The sequence below is a fragment of the Escherichia coli genome (genome assembly GCF_036503815.1).
In the GTDB taxonomy this organism is placed as follows: domain Bacteria; phylum Pseudomonadota; class Gammaproteobacteria; order Enterobacterales; family Enterobacteriaceae; genus Escherichia; species Escherichia coli_F.
Genome location: NZ_AP027764.1, coordinates 1,112,068 through 1,128,291 on the forward strand (window position 1 = coordinate 1,112,068; position 16,224 = coordinate 1,128,291).

General features: G+C 52.7%; 17 protein-coding genes, 1 pseudogene and 1 CRISPR repeat array. Of the genes and pseudogenes, 17 read left to right on the plus strand and 1 reads right to left on the minus strand.

Annotated elements, in window-relative coordinates:
* Nucleotides 1–7 precede the first annotated feature (7 nt).
* The 7 genes and pseudogenes from casA (at nucleotide 8) to cas2e (ending at nucleotide 5,771) form a co-directional block, all read left to right on the plus strand.
* Nucleotides 8–1,569: pseudogene (gene casA / locus AABJ99_RS05305) on the plus strand (type I-E CRISPR-associated protein Cse1/CasA).
* The gene (gene casB, locus AABJ99_RS05310; RefSeq protein ID WP_000029337.1) at nucleotides 1,566–2,102 is read left to right on the plus strand and encodes a type I-E CRISPR-associated protein Cse2/CasB; all 537 of its coding nucleotides are present in this window, start codon (nucleotides 1,566–1,568) and stop codon (nucleotides 2,100–2,102) included. Before casA ends, casB begins: the two are co-directional and overlap by 4 nt.
* A 14-nt stretch (nucleotides 2,103–2,116) precedes the next feature.
* Nucleotides 2,117–3,172 (plus strand): type I-E CRISPR-associated protein Cas7/Cse4/CasC, encoded by a 1,056-nt coding sequence (cas7e, locus tag AABJ99_RS05315; protein ID WP_039021112.1) that lies wholly within the window; start codon nucleotides 2,117–2,119, stop codon nucleotides 3,170–3,172.
* Between the two features lie 10 nt (nucleotides 3,173–3,182).
* Nucleotides 3,183–3,929, plus strand: a complete 747-nt coding sequence (gene cas5e, locus AABJ99_RS05320) for a type I-E CRISPR-associated protein Cas5/CasD (protein WP_105278405.1) — start codon at nucleotides 3,183–3,185, stop codon at nucleotides 3,927–3,929.
* Nucleotides 3,911–4,561, plus strand: coding sequence for a type I-E CRISPR-associated protein Cas6/Cse3/CasE (cas6e, locus tag AABJ99_RS05325; RefSeq protein WP_039021114.1), 651 nt, complete (start codon nucleotides 3,911–3,913; stop codon nucleotides 4,559–4,561). The genes cas5e and cas6e overlap by 19 nt, the downstream gene beginning before the upstream one ends.
* On the plus strand, nucleotides 4,558–5,481 hold the full coding sequence (gene cas1e / locus AABJ99_RS05330) for a type I-E CRISPR-associated endonuclease Cas1e (protein WP_039021115.1): 924 nt from the start codon (nucleotides 4,558–4,560) through the stop codon (nucleotides 5,479–5,481). Before cas6e ends, cas1e begins: the two co-directional genes overlap by 4 nt.
* A complete protein-coding gene (gene cas2e, locus AABJ99_RS05335; RefSeq protein WP_000063171.1) occupies nucleotides 5,478–5,771 on the plus strand; it encodes a type I-E CRISPR-associated endoribonuclease Cas2e in 294 nt (97 codons plus the stop codon). Before cas1e ends, cas2e begins: the two co-directional genes overlap by 4 nt.
* Before the next feature lie 96 nt (nucleotides 5,772–5,867).
* A CRISPR array of direct repeats spans nucleotides 5,868–7,300; the repeat unit is 29 nt; unit sequence GTGTTCCCCGCGCCAGCGGGGATAAACCG.
* An 82-nt stretch (nucleotides 7,301–7,382) separates the two neighbouring features.
* Here the strand turns inward: cas2e and iap are convergent.
* A complete protein-coding gene (gene iap / locus AABJ99_RS05340) occupies nucleotides 7,383–8,420 on the minus strand; it encodes an alkaline phosphatase isozyme conversion aminopeptidase (RefSeq protein ID WP_000490407.1) in 1,038 nt (345 codons plus the stop codon).
* A 251-nt stretch (nucleotides 8,421–8,671) separates the two neighbouring features.
* Here iap and cysD point away from each other — a divergent pair, with 251 nt between their 5' ends.
* The 10 genes from cysD to pcm all read left to right on the plus strand — a co-directional run bounded on the left by cysD (nucleotide 8,672) and on the right by pcm (nucleotide 16,108).
* Complete coding sequence (gene cysD, locus AABJ99_RS05345; RefSeq protein ID WP_000372392.1) at nucleotides 8,672–9,580, plus strand: sulfate adenylyltransferase subunit CysD; 909 nt, start codon at nucleotides 8,672–8,674, stop codon at nucleotides 9,578–9,580.
* Between the two features lies 1 nt (nucleotide 9,581).
* The gene (gene cysN, locus AABJ99_RS05350) at nucleotides 9,582–11,009 is read left to right on the plus strand and encodes a sulfate adenylyltransferase subunit CysN (protein ID WP_039021007.1); all 1,428 of its coding nucleotides are present in this window, start codon (nucleotides 9,582–9,584) and stop codon (nucleotides 11,007–11,009) included.
* Entirely contained in the window at nucleotides 11,009–11,614 is a 606-nt protein-coding gene (cysC, locus tag AABJ99_RS05355; protein ID WP_039021008.1) for an adenylyl-sulfate kinase, read from the plus strand. Before cysN ends, cysC begins: the two co-directional genes overlap by 1 nt.
* 49 nt (nucleotides 11,615–11,663) lie before the next feature.
* Nucleotides 11,664–11,987 (plus strand): DUF3561 family protein, encoded by a 324-nt coding sequence (gene ygbE, locus AABJ99_RS05360; protein ID WP_001246111.1) that lies wholly within the window; start codon nucleotides 11,664–11,666, stop codon nucleotides 11,985–11,987.
* Nucleotides 11,988–12,180: 193 nt separating this feature from the next.
* Nucleotides 12,181–12,492, plus strand: coding sequence for a cell division protein FtsB (ftsB, locus tag AABJ99_RS05365; RefSeq protein WP_000517477.1), 312 nt, complete (start codon nucleotides 12,181–12,183; stop codon nucleotides 12,490–12,492).
* An 18-nt stretch (nucleotides 12,493–12,510) separates the two neighbouring features.
* Nucleotides 12,511–13,221 (plus strand): 2-C-methyl-D-erythritol 4-phosphate cytidylyltransferase, encoded by a 711-nt coding sequence (ispD, locus tag AABJ99_RS05370; RefSeq protein WP_032303660.1) that lies wholly within the window; start codon nucleotides 12,511–12,513, stop codon nucleotides 13,219–13,221.
* Nucleotides 13,221–13,700 carry a 2-C-methyl-D-erythritol 2,4-cyclodiphosphate synthase gene (gene ispF / locus AABJ99_RS05375; RefSeq protein ID WP_001219246.1) on the plus strand — a complete coding sequence of 160 codons (480 nt, stop codon included), beginning with the start codon at nucleotides 13,221–13,223 and terminating at the stop codon, nucleotides 13,698–13,700. Before ispD ends, ispF begins: the two co-directional genes overlap by 1 nt.
* On the plus strand, nucleotides 13,697–14,746 hold the full coding sequence (truD, locus tag AABJ99_RS05380; RefSeq protein ID WP_039021009.1) for a tRNA pseudouridine(13) synthase TruD: 1,050 nt from the start codon (nucleotides 13,697–13,699) through the stop codon (nucleotides 14,744–14,746). The genes ispF and truD overlap by 4 nt, the downstream gene beginning before the upstream one ends.
* Nucleotides 14,727–15,488, plus strand: coding sequence for a 5'/3'-nucleotidase SurE (gene surE, locus AABJ99_RS05385; RefSeq protein WP_039021010.1), 762 nt, complete (start codon nucleotides 14,727–14,729; stop codon nucleotides 15,486–15,488). Before truD ends, surE begins: the two co-directional genes overlap by 20 nt.
* Nucleotides 15,482–16,108: a protein-L-isoaspartate O-methyltransferase gene (gene pcm, locus AABJ99_RS05390; RefSeq protein ID WP_000254708.1), complete on the plus strand. Its 627-nt coding sequence runs from the start codon at nucleotides 15,482–15,484 to the stop codon at nucleotides 16,106–16,108. The genes surE and pcm overlap by 7 nt, the downstream gene beginning before the upstream one ends.
* The last annotated feature ends 116 nt before the right edge of the window (nucleotides 16,109–16,224 follow it).

Below are 16,224 nucleotides of genomic sequence, written 5' to 3' on the forward strand. Positions count from 1 at the left end.
GATGCGTATGAACTCGTTTTCACTTCTGACAACCCCGTGGTTGCCCGTTCGTTATAAAGACGGAACGACAGGCAAACTGGCGCCAGTCGATCTGGCGGATGAAAATGTTGTCGATATCGCTGCGCCGCGGGCAGATCTCCAGGGGGCGGCATGGCAGTTTTTGCTGGGACTACTACAAACCAGCTTCGGCCCAAAAATCACGGTCGTTGGGATGATATCTGGGAAGACGGGCTGGAGGTTGAAAAGCTACGGGAAGCATTGCTGTCTTTAGAACACGCTTTCCAGTTTGGCCCAGATTCCCCTTCATTTATGCAGGATTTCGAGGCGCTTACGGGAGATAAAGTTCCGGTAGCTTCATTACTGCCTGAAATTCCCGGCTCTCAAACGACGAAGTTTAATAAAGACCACTTTATCAAGCGTGGTGTAACGGAACACCTGTGCCCCCATTGCTTAGCATTGGCCTTGTTCTCTTTACAGTTGAATGCACCAGCGGGCGGCAAAGGCTATCGCACCGGTTTGCGCGGCGGTGGGCCGATGACGACGCTGATTGAATTGCAGGAATATCAGGGCAATCAACAAACACCCTTGTGGCGCAAACTGTGGCTCAACGTGATGCCGCAGGATGAATCTGACTTACCGATACCCAAAAAATTTGACGATCTGGTTTTCCCCTGGCTTGGCCCGACGCGTACCAGTGAACTGACCGGTGCGGTGGTAACTGATGATCAGGTCAACAAACTCCAGGCGTACTGGGGAATGCCTCGGCGCATACGTGTTGATTTTAATACCACGACAGTCGGCAACTGCGATATTTGCGGTGAGCAGAGCGACGCGCTCCTGAGCCTGATGACGACCAAAAATTACGGTGCGAATTATGCCATGTGGCAGCATCCCTTAACGCCCTACCGTGTACCACTTAAAGAGGGCGGCGAGCTTTACTCGGTCAAGCCACAACCGGGCGGTTTAATCTGGCGCGACTGGTTAGGTCTTATCGAAACGGGTAAGTCAGAAAACAATACGGAATTTCCCGCGCTGGTGGTGAAACTCTTTAATGCCAGCAGTCTGAAACAGGCAAAAGTGGGCCTGTGGGGATTTGGCTATGATTTCGACAACATGAAAGCGCGCTGTTGGTACGAACACCATTTCCCGCTACTGCTCAATAAAAAAGAAGGCCAGATACCAAAGCTGCGGCTGGCTGCGCAAACGGCTTCACGGATTCTAAGTCTGTTACGGAGTGCATTGAAAGAAGCATGGTTCTCCGATCCAAAAGGTGCACGGGGTGATTTCAGTTTTGTGGATATCGACTTCTGGAACAAAACTCAGCATCGCTTCCTGAGGTTAGTGCGTCAAATTGAAGAAGGTCAGGAGCCGGATGAATTACTCAGCAAATGGCAAAAGGAAATGTGGTTATTCGCGCGTCAGGATTTTGACGAGCGGGTATTCACTAATCCTTATGAGCCCGTTGATTTGAAACGCGTCATGACCGCGCGCAAGAAATATTTTACAACATCGGCGGAGAAGCAAAGTGCTAAAGCCGCCAGGGAGAAAAAGCAGGAGGCTGCTGAATGAGTATTGTAAAAGAGGAGCACAAAGCCACGCTGCGCAAATGGCACGAGGAATTGCAGGAAAAACGCGGCAATCGTGCCAGTCTGCGGCGTAGTACGACGGTTAATGATGTTTGTTTGTCAGAAGGGTTTCGTTCTCTGCTAATGCAGACCCACACGTTGTGGAAAGTTGAAGCGCAAGAGTGGCGTTTTACCGCACTGGCACTGGTCGCTGCAGTTAGCGCCAATGTAAAAGCCATTGATGAACGGCAGCCTTTTGCCGCGCAGCTGGCGGCAGTAATGTCAGAAGGGCGGTTTTCGCGCCTGTCGGCAGTAAAAACGCCGGATGATTTACTGCGCCAGTTACGTCGCGCGGTCAAATTATTAAACGGTTCCGTCAATCTTATCTCTTTGGCAGACGATATTTTCCGCTGGTGCCAGGAGAGTGACGACCTGCTCAACCATCACCGCCGTCAGCAGCGGCCAACAGAATTTATCCGTATCCGCTGGGCGCTGGAATATTACCAGGCTGGCGACGCCGATAACGAACAAAATTAATAAAGGACTATCTCATGACGACATTTATTCAGCTCCATTTGTTAACCGCTTACCCTGCAGCCAACCTTAACCGTGATGACACCGGTGCGCCGAAAACCGTGGTGCTGGGTGGAGCAACGCGTCTGCGCGTTTCCTCGCAAAGTCTGAAACGTGCGTGGCGCACTTCTGCACTTTTTGAACAGTCGCTGGCGGGCCATATTGGTATTCGTAGTGGGCGTATCGCGCGCGAGGCAGCAACTATCATGATTGAGAAAGGAATCGAAGAAAAAAAAGCCATCGAATGGGCGGCAGATATTGCCGATTATCTTGGTAAAGCCAAAAAAGACAAAAAACCAAAAGATCCGCTCACTAACGCTGAAACTGAACAGCTCGTCCATATCAGCCCGGCAGAATTTGACGCCGTAAAAGCGCTGGCCCATCAACTGGCAGAAGAAAAGCGCGCGCCAAAAGAGGACGATCTCGCTTTGTTACGTAAAGACCGCATGGCGGTAGATATCGCCATGTTTGGTCGTATGCTGGCGAATAAACCTGAGTTTAATGTTGAAGCCGCCTGTCAGGTCGCGCACGCGTTTGGTGTCAGTGAAACGATTGTCGAAGATGATTTTTTCACCGCCGTTGATGATTTGCGCCAGGCCTCTGAAGATGCTGGTGCAGGGCATCTTGGTGAAACTGGATTTGGTTCTGCGCTGTTCTACACCTATATCTGCATTGATAAAGATCTGCTGGTCGAAAACCTCGGCGGTGACGAAGCGTTGGCTAATCAGACTATACGCGCCTTTACGGAAGCCGCGCTTAAAGTCTCCCCAACCGGCAAACAGAACAGCTTTGCCAGCCGTGCCTACGCCTCCTGGGCGCTGGCAGAAAAAGGCACCGAACAACCGCGTTCTCTGGCGGCGGCTTTCTATGAACCCATTAATGGCACACGTCAGTTAGATGTGGCGGTGCAGCGTATTACAACGCTTCGCGAAAACATGAATACGGTTTACGAACAGAAGACCGAATGCGCAAGTTTTGACGTGATGAACAAACAGGGAAGCATGAAGGACGTGCTGGACTTTATCTGCGCGTAAGGGGCGGCTTATGAGCCAATATCTGATTTTTCAGCTTCATGGGCCAATGGCATCCTGGGGCGTTGATGCACCCGGTGAGGTGCGTCATACCCATGAACTGCCTTCGCGTTCAGCATTGCTGGGGCTGCTGGCTGCCGGGGTAGGGATACGGCGTGATGACACCGAATGCTTAAACGCGTTTAATCGCCACTATTCACTGGTGGTTTGCGCCAGCCGTAACCCGCGCTGGGCACGGGATTATCACACGGTCCAGATGCCAAAAGAGGTGCGTAAAGCGCGTTATTTCAGCCGTCGCGAAGAGTTGAGCGACCCTGATCTTCTAAGCGCGATTATCTCCCGGCGCGACTACTACACCGATGCCTGGTGGATGGTGGCCGTGGCAACAACAGCTGATGCGCCTTACAGCCTCGAACAGTTGCAGGAAGGTTTACGCCATCCGGTTTTTCCGCTTTATCTGGGGCGAAAAAGCCATCCGCTGGCATTACCCCTTGCGCCGTTACTGCTTGAAGGTAACGCGTCTGATGCCTTACGTAACGCATACCAACAGTATCAGGATCGTTTCCACGAACTGAAAGTCTCACTCCCGAAACTTCAGGATGAATGCTGGTGGGAAGGGGAGCACGATGGCCTGGTCTCGAGCAAAATATTACGCCGCCGGGATGTTCCTTTAAATCGTCAGCAGTGGCTGTTTGGGGAACGCACCGTCAATCAGGGGCCGTGGCTCAGCAAGGAGGAACCATGTACCTCTCAAGAATAACCTTACATACCGGCCAGCTTTCGCCTGCGCAGTTACTGCATCTGGTGGATCGCGGTGAATATGTGATGCATCAGTGGCTGTGGGATCTTTTTCCTGGCGGCAAAGAAAGGCAATTTCTTTATCGTCGGGAAGAACTCCAGGGCGCGTTTCGCTTTTTTGTCCTGTCGCAGGAACGCCCGGCGGAAAGTGAAATGTTCACCATCGAATGCCGGTCATTTGCGCCGGAGCTGCGTACCGGACAATCCCTTTGTTTCAACCTGCGGGCGAATCCAACAGTCTGTAAAGCGGGTAAGCGCCACGATCTGCTGATGGAGGCGAAACGGCAGGTGAGGGGGCAGGCGGAAGGAAGTGATGTCTGGTTGCATCAACAACAGGCGGCGCTGGGCTGGCTGGCTGCGCAGGGAGAGAGAAGTGGTTTTACACTGCTGGATACCTCGGTCGATGCCTACCGACAACAGCAACTGCGGCGGGAAAACTCCCGGCAACTGATCCAGTTCAGTAGCGTGGATTATACGGGGATGCTGACGGTCACCGAGCCAGGGTTATTTCTGCAACGTCTCAGCCTGGGGTATGGCAAAAGCCGGGCGTTCGGCTGCGGTCTGATGCTGATCAAACCCGGAGCAGAGGCGTGACGTTTGTACCACTGAGTCCGATCCCATTAAAAGATCGCACCTCCATGATCTTCCTCCAGTACGGTCAGATCGACGTACTGGATGGCGCTTTCGTGCTGATCGACAAAACAGGGATCCGCACGCATATTCCGGTGGGATCGGTCGCTTGCATAATGCTCGAACCAGGAACGAGAGTTTCCCACGCGGCGGTGCATCTGGCCGCCACGGTGGGGACACTGCTGGTCTGGGTCGGTGAAGCAGGCGTTCGCGTTTACTCCTCCGGACAACCCGGAGGGGCGCGGGCAGATAAATTACTCTACCAGGCAAAGCTGGCTTTAACGGAAGATCTACGGTTGAAGGTGGTGCGCAAAATGTATGAATTACGTTTTCGTGAACCACCGCCAGCTCGCCGTTCAGTGGAGCAGCTACGGGGAATTGAGGGAGCCCGAGTACGCCAGACCTATGCATTACTGGCGAAGCAATATGGTGTGAAATGGAATGGTCGCAACTACGATCCTAAAGACTGGGAAAAAGGCGATGTTGTGAATCGCTGCATCAGTGCTGCCACATCATGCCTGTACGGTATATCTGAAGCGGCGGTATTAGCCGCGGGATATGCGCCCGCTATTGGATTTATCCATAGTGGCAAACCGCTTTCATTTGTTTATGACATAGCCGATATCATTAAATTTGATTTGGTTGTGCCAAAGGCATTTGAAATAGCGGCGAGGCAACCCGCAGAACCAGATAAAGAAGTCAGGTTGGCCTGTCGCGATATTTTCCGTAGCACTAAGTTAACGGGCAAATTAATCCCGTTAATTGAGGAAGTCCTTGCCGCCGGTGAAATTGAACCACCACAACCCGCGCCGGATATGTTACCGCCAGCTATCCCGGAACCTGAAACGCTGGGTGATAGTGGTCACCGGGGGCGCAGCGGATGAGCATGGTCGTGGTTGTTACAGAAAATGTCCCGCCGCGCTTACGTGGACGGCTCGCGATCTGGCTACTGGAAGTGCGTGCTGGTGTTTATGTTGGTGATACATCCAAACGTATTCGGGAGATGATCTGGCAGCAAATCTCCCAACTGGCAGGTTGCGGAAATGTGGTCATGGCCTGGGCGACCAATACCGAGTCGGGTTTTGAATTTCAGACCTGGGGTGAAAACAGACGTATTCCGGTGGATTTGGATGGGTTACGGTTGGTTTCGTTTCTTCCTGTTGAGAATCAATAAGTTACCCGTTCTTTAAAAATAAGGAAATGTTTGAATTTAGTTGGTAGATTGTTGATGTGGAATAAAATTGTTTAAAAACAGATACGTATGCTTAGTGTGTTCCCCGCGCCAGCGGGGATAAACCGTCCTGGCGACGATGGCGTATCAGGACTACTCCGTGTTCCCCGCGCCAGCGGGGATAAACCGCGTATACCCCGCTTATTGCTCACGCGGCAGAAGTGTTCCCCGCGCCAGCGGGGATAAACCGAATTTAGTCATTTTGAAATCCCTTCTGGATATGTGTTCCCCGCGCCAGCGGGGATAAACCGAGGCCGCCGCGTTTGAGTTTGAATGCAGCCGCGTGTTCCCCGCGCCAGCGGGGATAAACCGTTAGTGAGGGGATCTCGCTGGAAACCGCAGAAGTGTTCCCCGCGCCAGCGGGGATAAACCGCGGTCCGTTATTGCGCCACGGTTCGGTATCTCGTGTTCCCCGCGCCAGCGGGGATAAACCCAAAATTTGCCGCGAGTGGTTTCACCCGACGGCGTGTTCCCCGCGCCAGCGGGGATAAACCGGCGTCGAAAATCGACGGGATTATCAACGGCACGTGTTCCCCGCGCCAGCGGGGATAAACCGTTAACCGCCAGCGATCGTGCGTCGCCATAGCTGTGTTCCCCGCGCCAGCGGGGATAAACCGATCGCCGCCATGATCACTTGCCTTTTTTGTTGGTGTTCCCCGCGCCAGCGGGGATAAACCGAGTTACAGCGAGCGTATGATGAAAATGAAGTTGTGTTCCCCGCGCCAGCGGGGATAAACCGCCCATAACTGACACGCAGTGGCGCTACCGTGAGTGTTCCCCGCGCCAGCGGGGATAAACCGATAATGTTTCGTTTTTTAAGGTTCCCCAGTCGGTGTTCCCCGCGCCAGCGGGGATAAACCGTCTGGGCCGGATTCGATCCCGCGCGTACTGGAGTGTTCCCCGCGCCAGCGGGGATAAACCGGCAGGAATGCTCCGGTCTGTGTTCGATAAATTGTGTTCCCCGCGCCAGCGGGGATAAACCGGCGTACTTAGACGCTGGAATGCTCAGCGCGGGCGTGTTCCCCGCGCCAGCGGGGATAAACCGGTGCTAGCAGTGGCGGGGAACCCCGGGTAGTTGTGTTCCCCGCGCCAGCGGGGATAAAGCGTTGTTATTATTGAAATTTATACCTATTGTCGCGTGTTCCCCGCGCCAGCGGGGATAAACCGCTGACAGGCGGACAGCGGCGCGGGGCTACCCAGTGTTCCCCGCGCCAGCGGGGATAAACCGGGATTCATTCGATTCAATAGCGTTCGGCATTGGTGTTCCCCGCGCCAGCGGGGATAAACCGGCGCGGCGGTATACGCTGGGTACAGCGAAGCCGTGTTCCCCGCGCCAGCGGGGATAAACCGGCCTCTTTTGAGAGAGGCGGCCAGGAGCTCAAGTGTTCCCCGCGCCAGCGGGGATAAACCGAAATGAACATTAAAAATATTATTTTCAGCGCAGTGTTCCCCGCGCCAGCGGGGATAAACCGCTCTCGGTTCTGGGGTACTGTTACCCATAACTGAGCTCCCCCGCGTCAGTGGGGGAACTCCCAGCTCCCATTTTCAAACGCCTCATGACGCCTTCGCCAGTTCCTTCACCAGCGGTAGCATTATCCGCATAACGTCACGGCAGCGACGTTCTATTCTTCCAGGAAGCGCCTTATCAATATGCTGTTGATTATCAAGCCTTACATCATGCCAGCTATTTCCCGCCGGGAAGGCCGGTGTTTTTGCGCGTTGCTGATAACCATCCTTATTTCCAAGATTCCAGTTGGTCGCCTCCACCGAAAGTACCGCAATACCGGCTTTGTCGAAAACTTCTGCATCGTTACAACACCCGGTGCCTTTCGGATAGTTTTTATTCAAACCTGGATTTGTTGTCGCTGCAATCCCATGATTACGCGCAATTGCCAGCGCTCGATCACGGGTTAATTTCCTGACAGCTTCTGGTGTATTTACGCCACTATTAAAATACAATTTATCGCCAACAATTAAGTTATCGAGATTAATCACCAGCAGCGTATTTTTCTTTTCAGTATCGCTCATGCGCTTGAGTAAATTCTCAGCGCCTAATTTCCCTTCTTCTTCTCCACTGGTTGCTACAAAACGAATACCATACTCGGTAGGCGTATTTTTCAGACGTTCAGCCAGTTCCAGCATGACACCTAAACCTGCGGCGTTATCATCCATTCCTTGTAACGTCAGCCCGCCGAGATTGGCATCGGCGTCGGCATCGCTCAGTGGAGCGTACGTATCAAGATGCGCCATAATAATGATCTGCTGCGGCGCTTTGCCTTCATGAGCGGCAATCACCGTACTTCCCGTCACGTTGTGCCAGTTTTTGCGGTTATCGCGGGCGGTGTAAATATATCGGCTATTAAATGTCCGAATATCACTGCGATAACCCATCTGTTGAAACTGTTGGCGAATATAATCAGCAGATAACATTTCTGCAGGAGTTCCGGTCATGCGTCCCGGAAAGAAAGTAGCAATATGTCGTGCCTGTGTATTAGCAAAATCACCAGGTTTAGGTGACGAGGCGTGTACGGGGAGAATAAAGCATACGCCGAGCGCCAGGGCAGCGGTACGGTGGCGCAATGCGGAAAACATAGTGAGTCCTTAAATACCATGCAAATTTTTTTACCGCCATAGTATGAAACTGCCGCTGCGCTAAAACAATTTCAAATCTTCCTAAACGCCCGAAATCCGGTGCCTTAAGCACTTTTTGATATTAGCTTTGCCAAATCGTTATTCCGTTAAGGAACTACTCATTCTAATTGGTAATTTCATTCGTTCTCTTACGCTCCCTATAGTCGAAACATCTGATGGCAAGAAAATAGCGGTATTGCAAAGGAACGGTTATGGATCAAAAACGACTTACTCACCTGCGGCAACTGGAGGCGGAAAGCATCCACATTATTCGTGAGGTGGCGGCAGAATTCTCAAATCCGGTGATGCTCTACTCTATCGGTAAAGATTCCAGCGTCATGCTGCATCTGGCGCGCAAGGCGTTTTATCCGGGTACGCTGCCTTTCCCTCTGCTGCATGTTGATACTGGCTGGAAATTCCGCGAGATGTATGAGTTTCGCGATCGTACGGCTAAAGCCTATGGCTGCGAGTTGCTGGTGCATAAAAACCCGGAAGGCGTGGCGATGGGGATTAATCCATTCGTACACGGCAGCGCAAAACATACCGATATTATGAAAACCGAAGGTTTGAAGCAGGCGTTGAACAAGTACGGTTTTGATGCCGCCTTCGGTGGCGCACGTCGTGACGAAGAGAAATCCCGCGCTAAGGAGCGAATCTACTCTTTCCGTGACCGCTTCCATCGCTGGGACCCGAAAAATCAGCGCCCGGAGCTGTGGCACAACTACAACGGGCAAATTAACAAAGGCGAAAGTATCCGCGTTTTCCCGCTCTCTAACTGGACCGAGCAGGATATCTGGCAATACATCTGGCTGGAAAATATCGACATTGTCCCGCTGTATCTCGCTGCTGAACGTCCGGTTCTGGAACGCGACGGTATGTTGATGATGATTGATGACAACCGTATCGACCTGCAACCGGGCGAAGTGATTAAAAAACGGATGGTGCGTTTCCGTACGCTGGGCTGCTGGCCGCTGACCGGCGCGGTGGAGTCAAATGCGCAAACACTGCCGGAAATCATCGAAGAGATGCTGGTTTCCACCACCAGTGAACGTCAGGGGCGCGTGATTGACCGCGACCAGGCGGGATCCATGGAGCTGAAAAAACGTCAGGGGTATTTTTAAGATGAACACCGTACTTGCACAACAAATCGCCAATGAAGGCGGCGTCGAAGCCTGGATGATTGCGCAACAACATAAAAGCCTGCTGCGTTTTCTGACCTGTGGTAGCGTCGATGACGGCAAAAGTACCCTGATTGGTCGCCTGCTGCACGATACCCGCCAAATCTACGAAGATCAGCTCTCATCACTGCATAACGACAGTAAACGTCACGGCACCCAGGGCGAAAAACTGGATCTGGCCCTGCTGGTGGACGGCCTGCAAGCTGAGCGTGAACAGGGCATCACCATTGATGTGGCTTACCGCTATTTCTCCACCGAGAAGCGTAAATTTATAATCGCCGATACCCCTGGGCACGAGCAGTACACCCGCAATATGGCGACTGGCGCATCGACATGCGAACTGGCGATCTTACTGATCGATGCCCGTAAAGGCGTGCTCGATCAAACGCGTCGTCACAGTTTTATCTCCACGCTGTTGGGTATCAAACATCTGGTCGTGGCGATCAACAAAATGGATCTGGTGGATTACAGCGAAGAGACGTTCACCCGCATTCGTGAAGATTATCTGACCTTTGCCGAGCAGTTGCCGGGTAATCTGGATATTCGCTTTGTGCCGCTCTCCGCGCTGGAAGGCGACAACGTGGCTTCGCAAAGTGAAAGTATGCCGTGGTACAGCGGTCCGACACTGCTCGAAGTGCTGGAAACCGTGGAAATCCAGCGAGTGGTGGATGCTCAGCCAATGCGCTTTCCGGTGCAGTACGTTAACCGCCCGAATCTCGATTTTCGTGGCTACGCCGGAACGCTGGCATCCGGTCGCGTGGAAGTCGGGCAACGTGTCAAAGTGCTGCCCTCTGGTGTGGAATCAAACGTCGCGCGGATCGTGACCTTTGATGGCGATCGCGAAGAAGCCTTTGCCGGAGAAGCGATCACCCTGGTGCTGACGGATGAGATCGACATCAGCCGTGGCGATCTGCTGCTGGCGGCAGACGAAGCGTTACCGGCTGTGCAGAGCGCGTCGGTGGATGTGGTATGGATGGCGGAACAGCCGCTTTCCCCGGGCCAGAGTTACGACATCAAAATTGCCGGTAAGAAGACGCGTGCTCGTGTTGATGGTATTCGCTATCAGGTTGATATCAATAACCTTACCCAACGCGAAGTTGAAAACCTGCCGCTGAACGGCATTGGTTTGGTGGATCTCACTTTTGACGAGCCGCTGGTGTTAGATCGTTATCAGCAAAACCCGGTTACTGGTGGTCTGATTTTTATCGATCGCCTGAGCAATGTGACCGTGGGTGCCGGTATGGTGCACGAGCCAGTTAGCCAGGCTACTGCTGCGGCATCTGAATTCAGTGCATTCGAACTGGAATTGAATGCCCTGGTCCGTCGTCATTTCCCGCACTGGGGTGCGCGCGATTTACTGGGAGATAAATAATGGCGCTGCATGACGAAAACGTCGTCTGGCATAGCCATCCGGTCACAGTGCAACAACGCGAGCAACACCACGGTCATCGTGGTGTAGTGCTGTGGTTTACCGGCCTCTCCGGGTCCGGTAAATCCACGGTCGCCGGGGCGCTGGAGGAGGCGTTACATAACCTTGGTGTCAGTACGTATTTGCTGGATGGCGACAACGTCCGCCACGGCTTATGCAGCGATCTCGGTTTTAGCGATGCCGATCGTAAAGAGAATATCCGTCGCGTCGGTGAAGTGGCGAATTTAATGGTTGAAGCTGGACTGGTGGTGCTGACCGCGTTTATCTCGCCACACCGCGCCGAACGCCAGATGGTTCGCGAACGCGTAGGAGAAGGGCGTTTTATCGAAGTGTTTGTCGATACGCCGCTGGCGATTTGCGAGGCCCGCGATCCAAAAGGCTTATATAAGAAAGCACGTGCCGGTGAACTGCGTAACTTTACGGGAATAGATTCCGTTTACGAAGCACCTGAATCGGCAGAAATTCATCTCAATGGTGAACAATTAGTAACAAATTTGGTACAGCAATTATTAGATCTGTTGAGACAGAACGATATTATCAGATCCTGAGACACCACCGGGTTTCCATGCCCGGTCCGTCAAAGTTACAGGATCAAATATGCGTAATAGCCATAACATTACACTAACAAATAACGACAGCCTTACTGAGGATGAAGAAACCACATGGTCACTGCCAGGTGCTGTGGTTGGTTTTGTCTCCTGGTTATTTGCGCTGGCGATGCCGATGTTGATTTATGGCTCTAACACGCTGTTCTTCTTTATCTACACCTGGCCTTTCTTTCTGGCACTGATGCCTGTCGCGGTGGTGGTGGGGATTGCGCTGCATTCATTGATGGACGGAAAGCTACGCTACAGTATTGTTTTCACCCTGGTGACAGTCGGCATTATGTTTGGCGCACTGTTTATGTGGCTACTGGGCTAATTTGTACTTTCCCGTCTCCTCTGTTCATAATTCAAACCGTAACGAATAATGAGATTATGTTCTGCACGCCCTGGGTATACGTAACAATGGACAAATGTGGTACATTTGCCCGCGTTGTCGCGGTATCCCCAACAGAGGATGTAGAGTCGTCTTCGGATGCATGGGATGATGATGCCGTTTTTCAGGGGGCAGGATGGGTAAACTAACGCTGCTGTTGCTGGCTATTCTGGTCTGGTTACAGTATTCGCTGTGGTTCGGTAAGAACGGTATACATGACTATACCCGCGTCAATGATGATGTGGCGGCACAGCAAGCTACAAACGCGAAACTTAAAGCGCGAAACGATCAACTTTTTGCCGAAATTGACGATCTCAATGGCGGCCAGGAGGCGCTCGAAGAGCGTGCGCGTAATGAACTCAGCATGACCAGGCCGGGCGAAACTTTTTATCGTCTGGTGCCTGACGCGTCGAAACGCGCACAGTCTGCGGGGCAAAACACTCGATAAATCAGCCCGGGAATTAACATGGCAACCACTCATTTGGATGTTTGCGCCGTGGTTCCGGCGGCCGGATTTGGCCGTCGAATGCAAACGGAATGTCCTAAGCAATATCTCTCAATCGGTAATCAAACCATTCTTGAACACTCGGTGCATGCGCTGCTGGCGCATCCCCGGGTGACTCGTGTCGTCATTGCCATAAGTCCTGGCGATAGCCGCTTTGCACAACTTCCTCTGGCGAATCATCCGCAAATCACCGTTGTAGATGGCGGTAATGAGCGTGCCGATTCCGTGCTGGCAGGTCTGAAAGCCGCTGACGGCGCGCAGTGGGTATTGGTGCATGACGCCGCTCGTCCTTGTCTGCATCAGGATGACCTTGCGCGATTGTTGGCGTTGAGCGAAACCAGTCGCACAGGGGGGATCCTCGCCGCACCGGTGCGCGATACCATGAAACGTGCCGAACCTGGCAAAAATGCCATTGCTCATACCGTTGATCGCAACGGCTTATGGCACGCGCTGACGCCGCAATTTTTCCCTCGTGAGCTGTTACATGACTGTCTGACGCGCGCTTTAAATGAAGGTGCGACTATTACCGACGAAGCCTCGGCGCTGGAATATTGCGGATTCCATCCGCAGTTGGTTGAAGGCCGCGCGGATAACATTAAAGTCACGCGTCCGGAAGATTTGGCACTGGCCGAGTTTTACCTCACCCGAACCATCCATCAGGAGAATACATAATGCGAATTGGACACGGTTTTGACGTACACGCCTTTGGCGGTGAAGGCCCAATTATCATTGGTGGCGTACGCATTCCTTACGAAAAAGGGTTGCTGGCGCATTCTGATGGCGACGTGGCGTTACATGCACTGACCGATGCATTGCTTGGTGCAGCGGCGTTGGGGGATATCGGCAAGCTGTTCCCGGATACCGATCCATCATTTAAAGGGGCCGACAGCCGCGAATTGCTGCGCGAAGCCTGGCGTCGTATTCAGGCGAAGGGGTATACCCTCGGTAACGTCGATGTCACTATCATCGCTCAGGCACCGAAGATGTTGCCGCATATTCCACAAATGCGCGTGTTTATTGCCGAAGATCTCGGCTGCCATATGGATGATGTTAACGTGAAAGCCACTACTACGGAAAAATTAGGATTTACCGGGCGTGGGGAAGGGATTGCCTGTGAAGCGGTGGCGCTACTCATTAAGGCAACAAAATGATTGAGTTTGATAATCTCACTTACCTCCACGGTAAACCGCAAGGTACCGGGCTGCTGAAAGCCAATCCGGAAGACTTTGTGGTGGTGGAAGATTTGGGCTTTGAGCCTGATGGTGAAGGTGAGCATATTCTGGTTAGAATCCTCAAAAACGGCTGTAATACCCGTTTTGTGGCGGATGCACTGGCGAAATTCCTGAAAATTCATGCCCGTGAAGTCAGCTTCGCTGGGCAAAAAGACAAACATGCTGTTACGGAACAGTGGTTATGCGCTCGCGTGCCAGGCAAAGAGATGCCCGATCTCAGTGCTTTTCAACTGGAAGGTTGTCAGGTGCTGGAGTATGCGCGGCACAAGCGTAAGCTGCGTTTAGGGGCGCTGAAAGGTAACGCTTTTACCCTGGTTCTGCGCGAAGTGAGCAATCGTGATGACGTTGAACAACGTCTGATCGATATTTGCGTAAAAGGTGTACCGAACTACTTTGGTGCCCAACGTTTTGGGATTGGCGGTAGCAACTTGCAGGGTGCGCTGCGCTGGGCGCAAACCAATACTCCGGTGCGTGATCGCAATAAACGGAGTTTTTGGTTGTCGGCAGCCCGCAGTGCGTTGTTTAATCAGATTGTTGCTGAGCGCCTCAAAAAAGCAGACGTTAATCAAGTTGTTGACGGCGATGCGCTACAATTAGCCGGACGTGGCAGCTGGTTTGTTGCCGCCAATGAAGAACTGGCGGAATTACAGCGTCGCGTCAACGATAAAGAGCTGATGATTACTGCTGCATTGCCGGGCAGTGGCGAATGGGGAACTCAGCGTGAAGCGCTGGCATTCGAACAAGCAGCTGTCGCCGAAGAAACTGAATTACAAGCCTTACTGGTGCGCGAAAAAGTTGAAGCCGCGCGCAGAGCGATGCTGCTGTATCCGCAACAATTAAGCTGGAACTGGTGGGATGACGTCACCGTAGAAATCCGTTTCTGGCTTCCGGCGGGAAGTTTTGCGACCAGCGTTGTCAGGGAACTTATCAACACAACAGGTGATTATGCGCATATTGCTGAGTAATGATGACGGGGTACATGCACCCGGTATACAAACGCTGGCGAAAGCCTTGCGTGAGTTTGCTGACGTTCAGGTGGTCGCCCCCGATCGTAACCGCAGCGGCGCTTCAAATTCTCTGACACTGGAATCCTCCTTGCGCACGTTTACCTTTGAAAATGGTGATATTGCTGTGCAAATGGGAACCCCGACCGATTGCGTCTATCTTGGCGTGAATGCTCTGATGCGTCCGCGCCCGGACATTGTTGTGTCGGGGATTAACGCCGGGCCGAATCTGGGGGATGATGTTATCTATTCCGGTACGGTAGCCGCCGCGATGGAGGGCCGTCATTTAGGCTTTCCGGCGCTTGCTGTCTCGCTTGACGGGCATAAACATTACGACACTGCCGCGGTGGTAACCTGTTCCATTTTGCGAGCTCTGTGTAAAGAGCCGTTGCGCACCGGGCGTATTCTCAATATTAACGTACCGGATTTACCGTTGGATCAAATCAAAGGTATTCGCGTTACGCGCTGCGGTACCCGACATCCGGCAGATCAGGTGATCCCGCAGCAAGATCCGCGCGGCAATACGCTGTACTGGATTGGCCCGCCGGGTGGTAAGTGCGATGCCGGTCCGGGGACCGATTTTGCTGCGGTCGATGAGGGCTATGTCTCTATCACGCCGCTGCATGTGGATTTAACTGCGCATAGCGCGCAAGATGTGGTTTCAGACTGGTTAAACAGCGTGGGAGTTGGCACGCAATGGTAAGCAGACGCGTACAAGCACTTCTGGATCAATTACGTGCGCAAGGTATTCAGGATGAGCAGGTGCTGAATGCACTTGCCGCCGTGCCGCGTGAAAAATTCGTTGATGAAGCGTTTGAACAAAAAGCCTGGGACAATATCGCCTTGCCGATAGGTCAGGGGCAGACAATTTCGCAGCCGTATATGGTGGCGCGAATGACCGAATTACTCGAGCTGACGCCGCAGTCGCGGGTGCTGGAAATTGGCACCGGTTCGGGATATCAAACGGCAATTCTGGCGCATCTTGTTCAGCATGTTTGCTCGGTTGAACGTATTAAAGGCTTGCAGTGGCAGGCGCGTCGCCGCCTGAAAAACCTTGATTTACATAATGTTTCAACCCGTCATGGCGATGGATGGCAAGGTTGGCAGGCACGTGCGCCGTTTGACGCTATCATTGTTACGGCGGCACCGCCGGAAATTCCAACTGCGCTAATGACGCAGCTGGACGAAGGCGGGATTCTCGTCTTACCCGTAGGGGAGGAGCACCAGTATTTGAAACGGGTGCGTCGTCGGGGAGGCGAATTTATTATCGATACCGTGGAGGCCGTGCGCTTTGTCCCTTTAGTGAAGGGTGAGCTGGCTTAAAACGTGAGGAAATACCTGGATTTTTCCTGGTTATTTTGCCGCAGGTCAGCGTATCGTGAACATCTTTTCCAGTGTTCAGTATGGTGCCTTGCACGGTAATTATGTCACTGGTTATT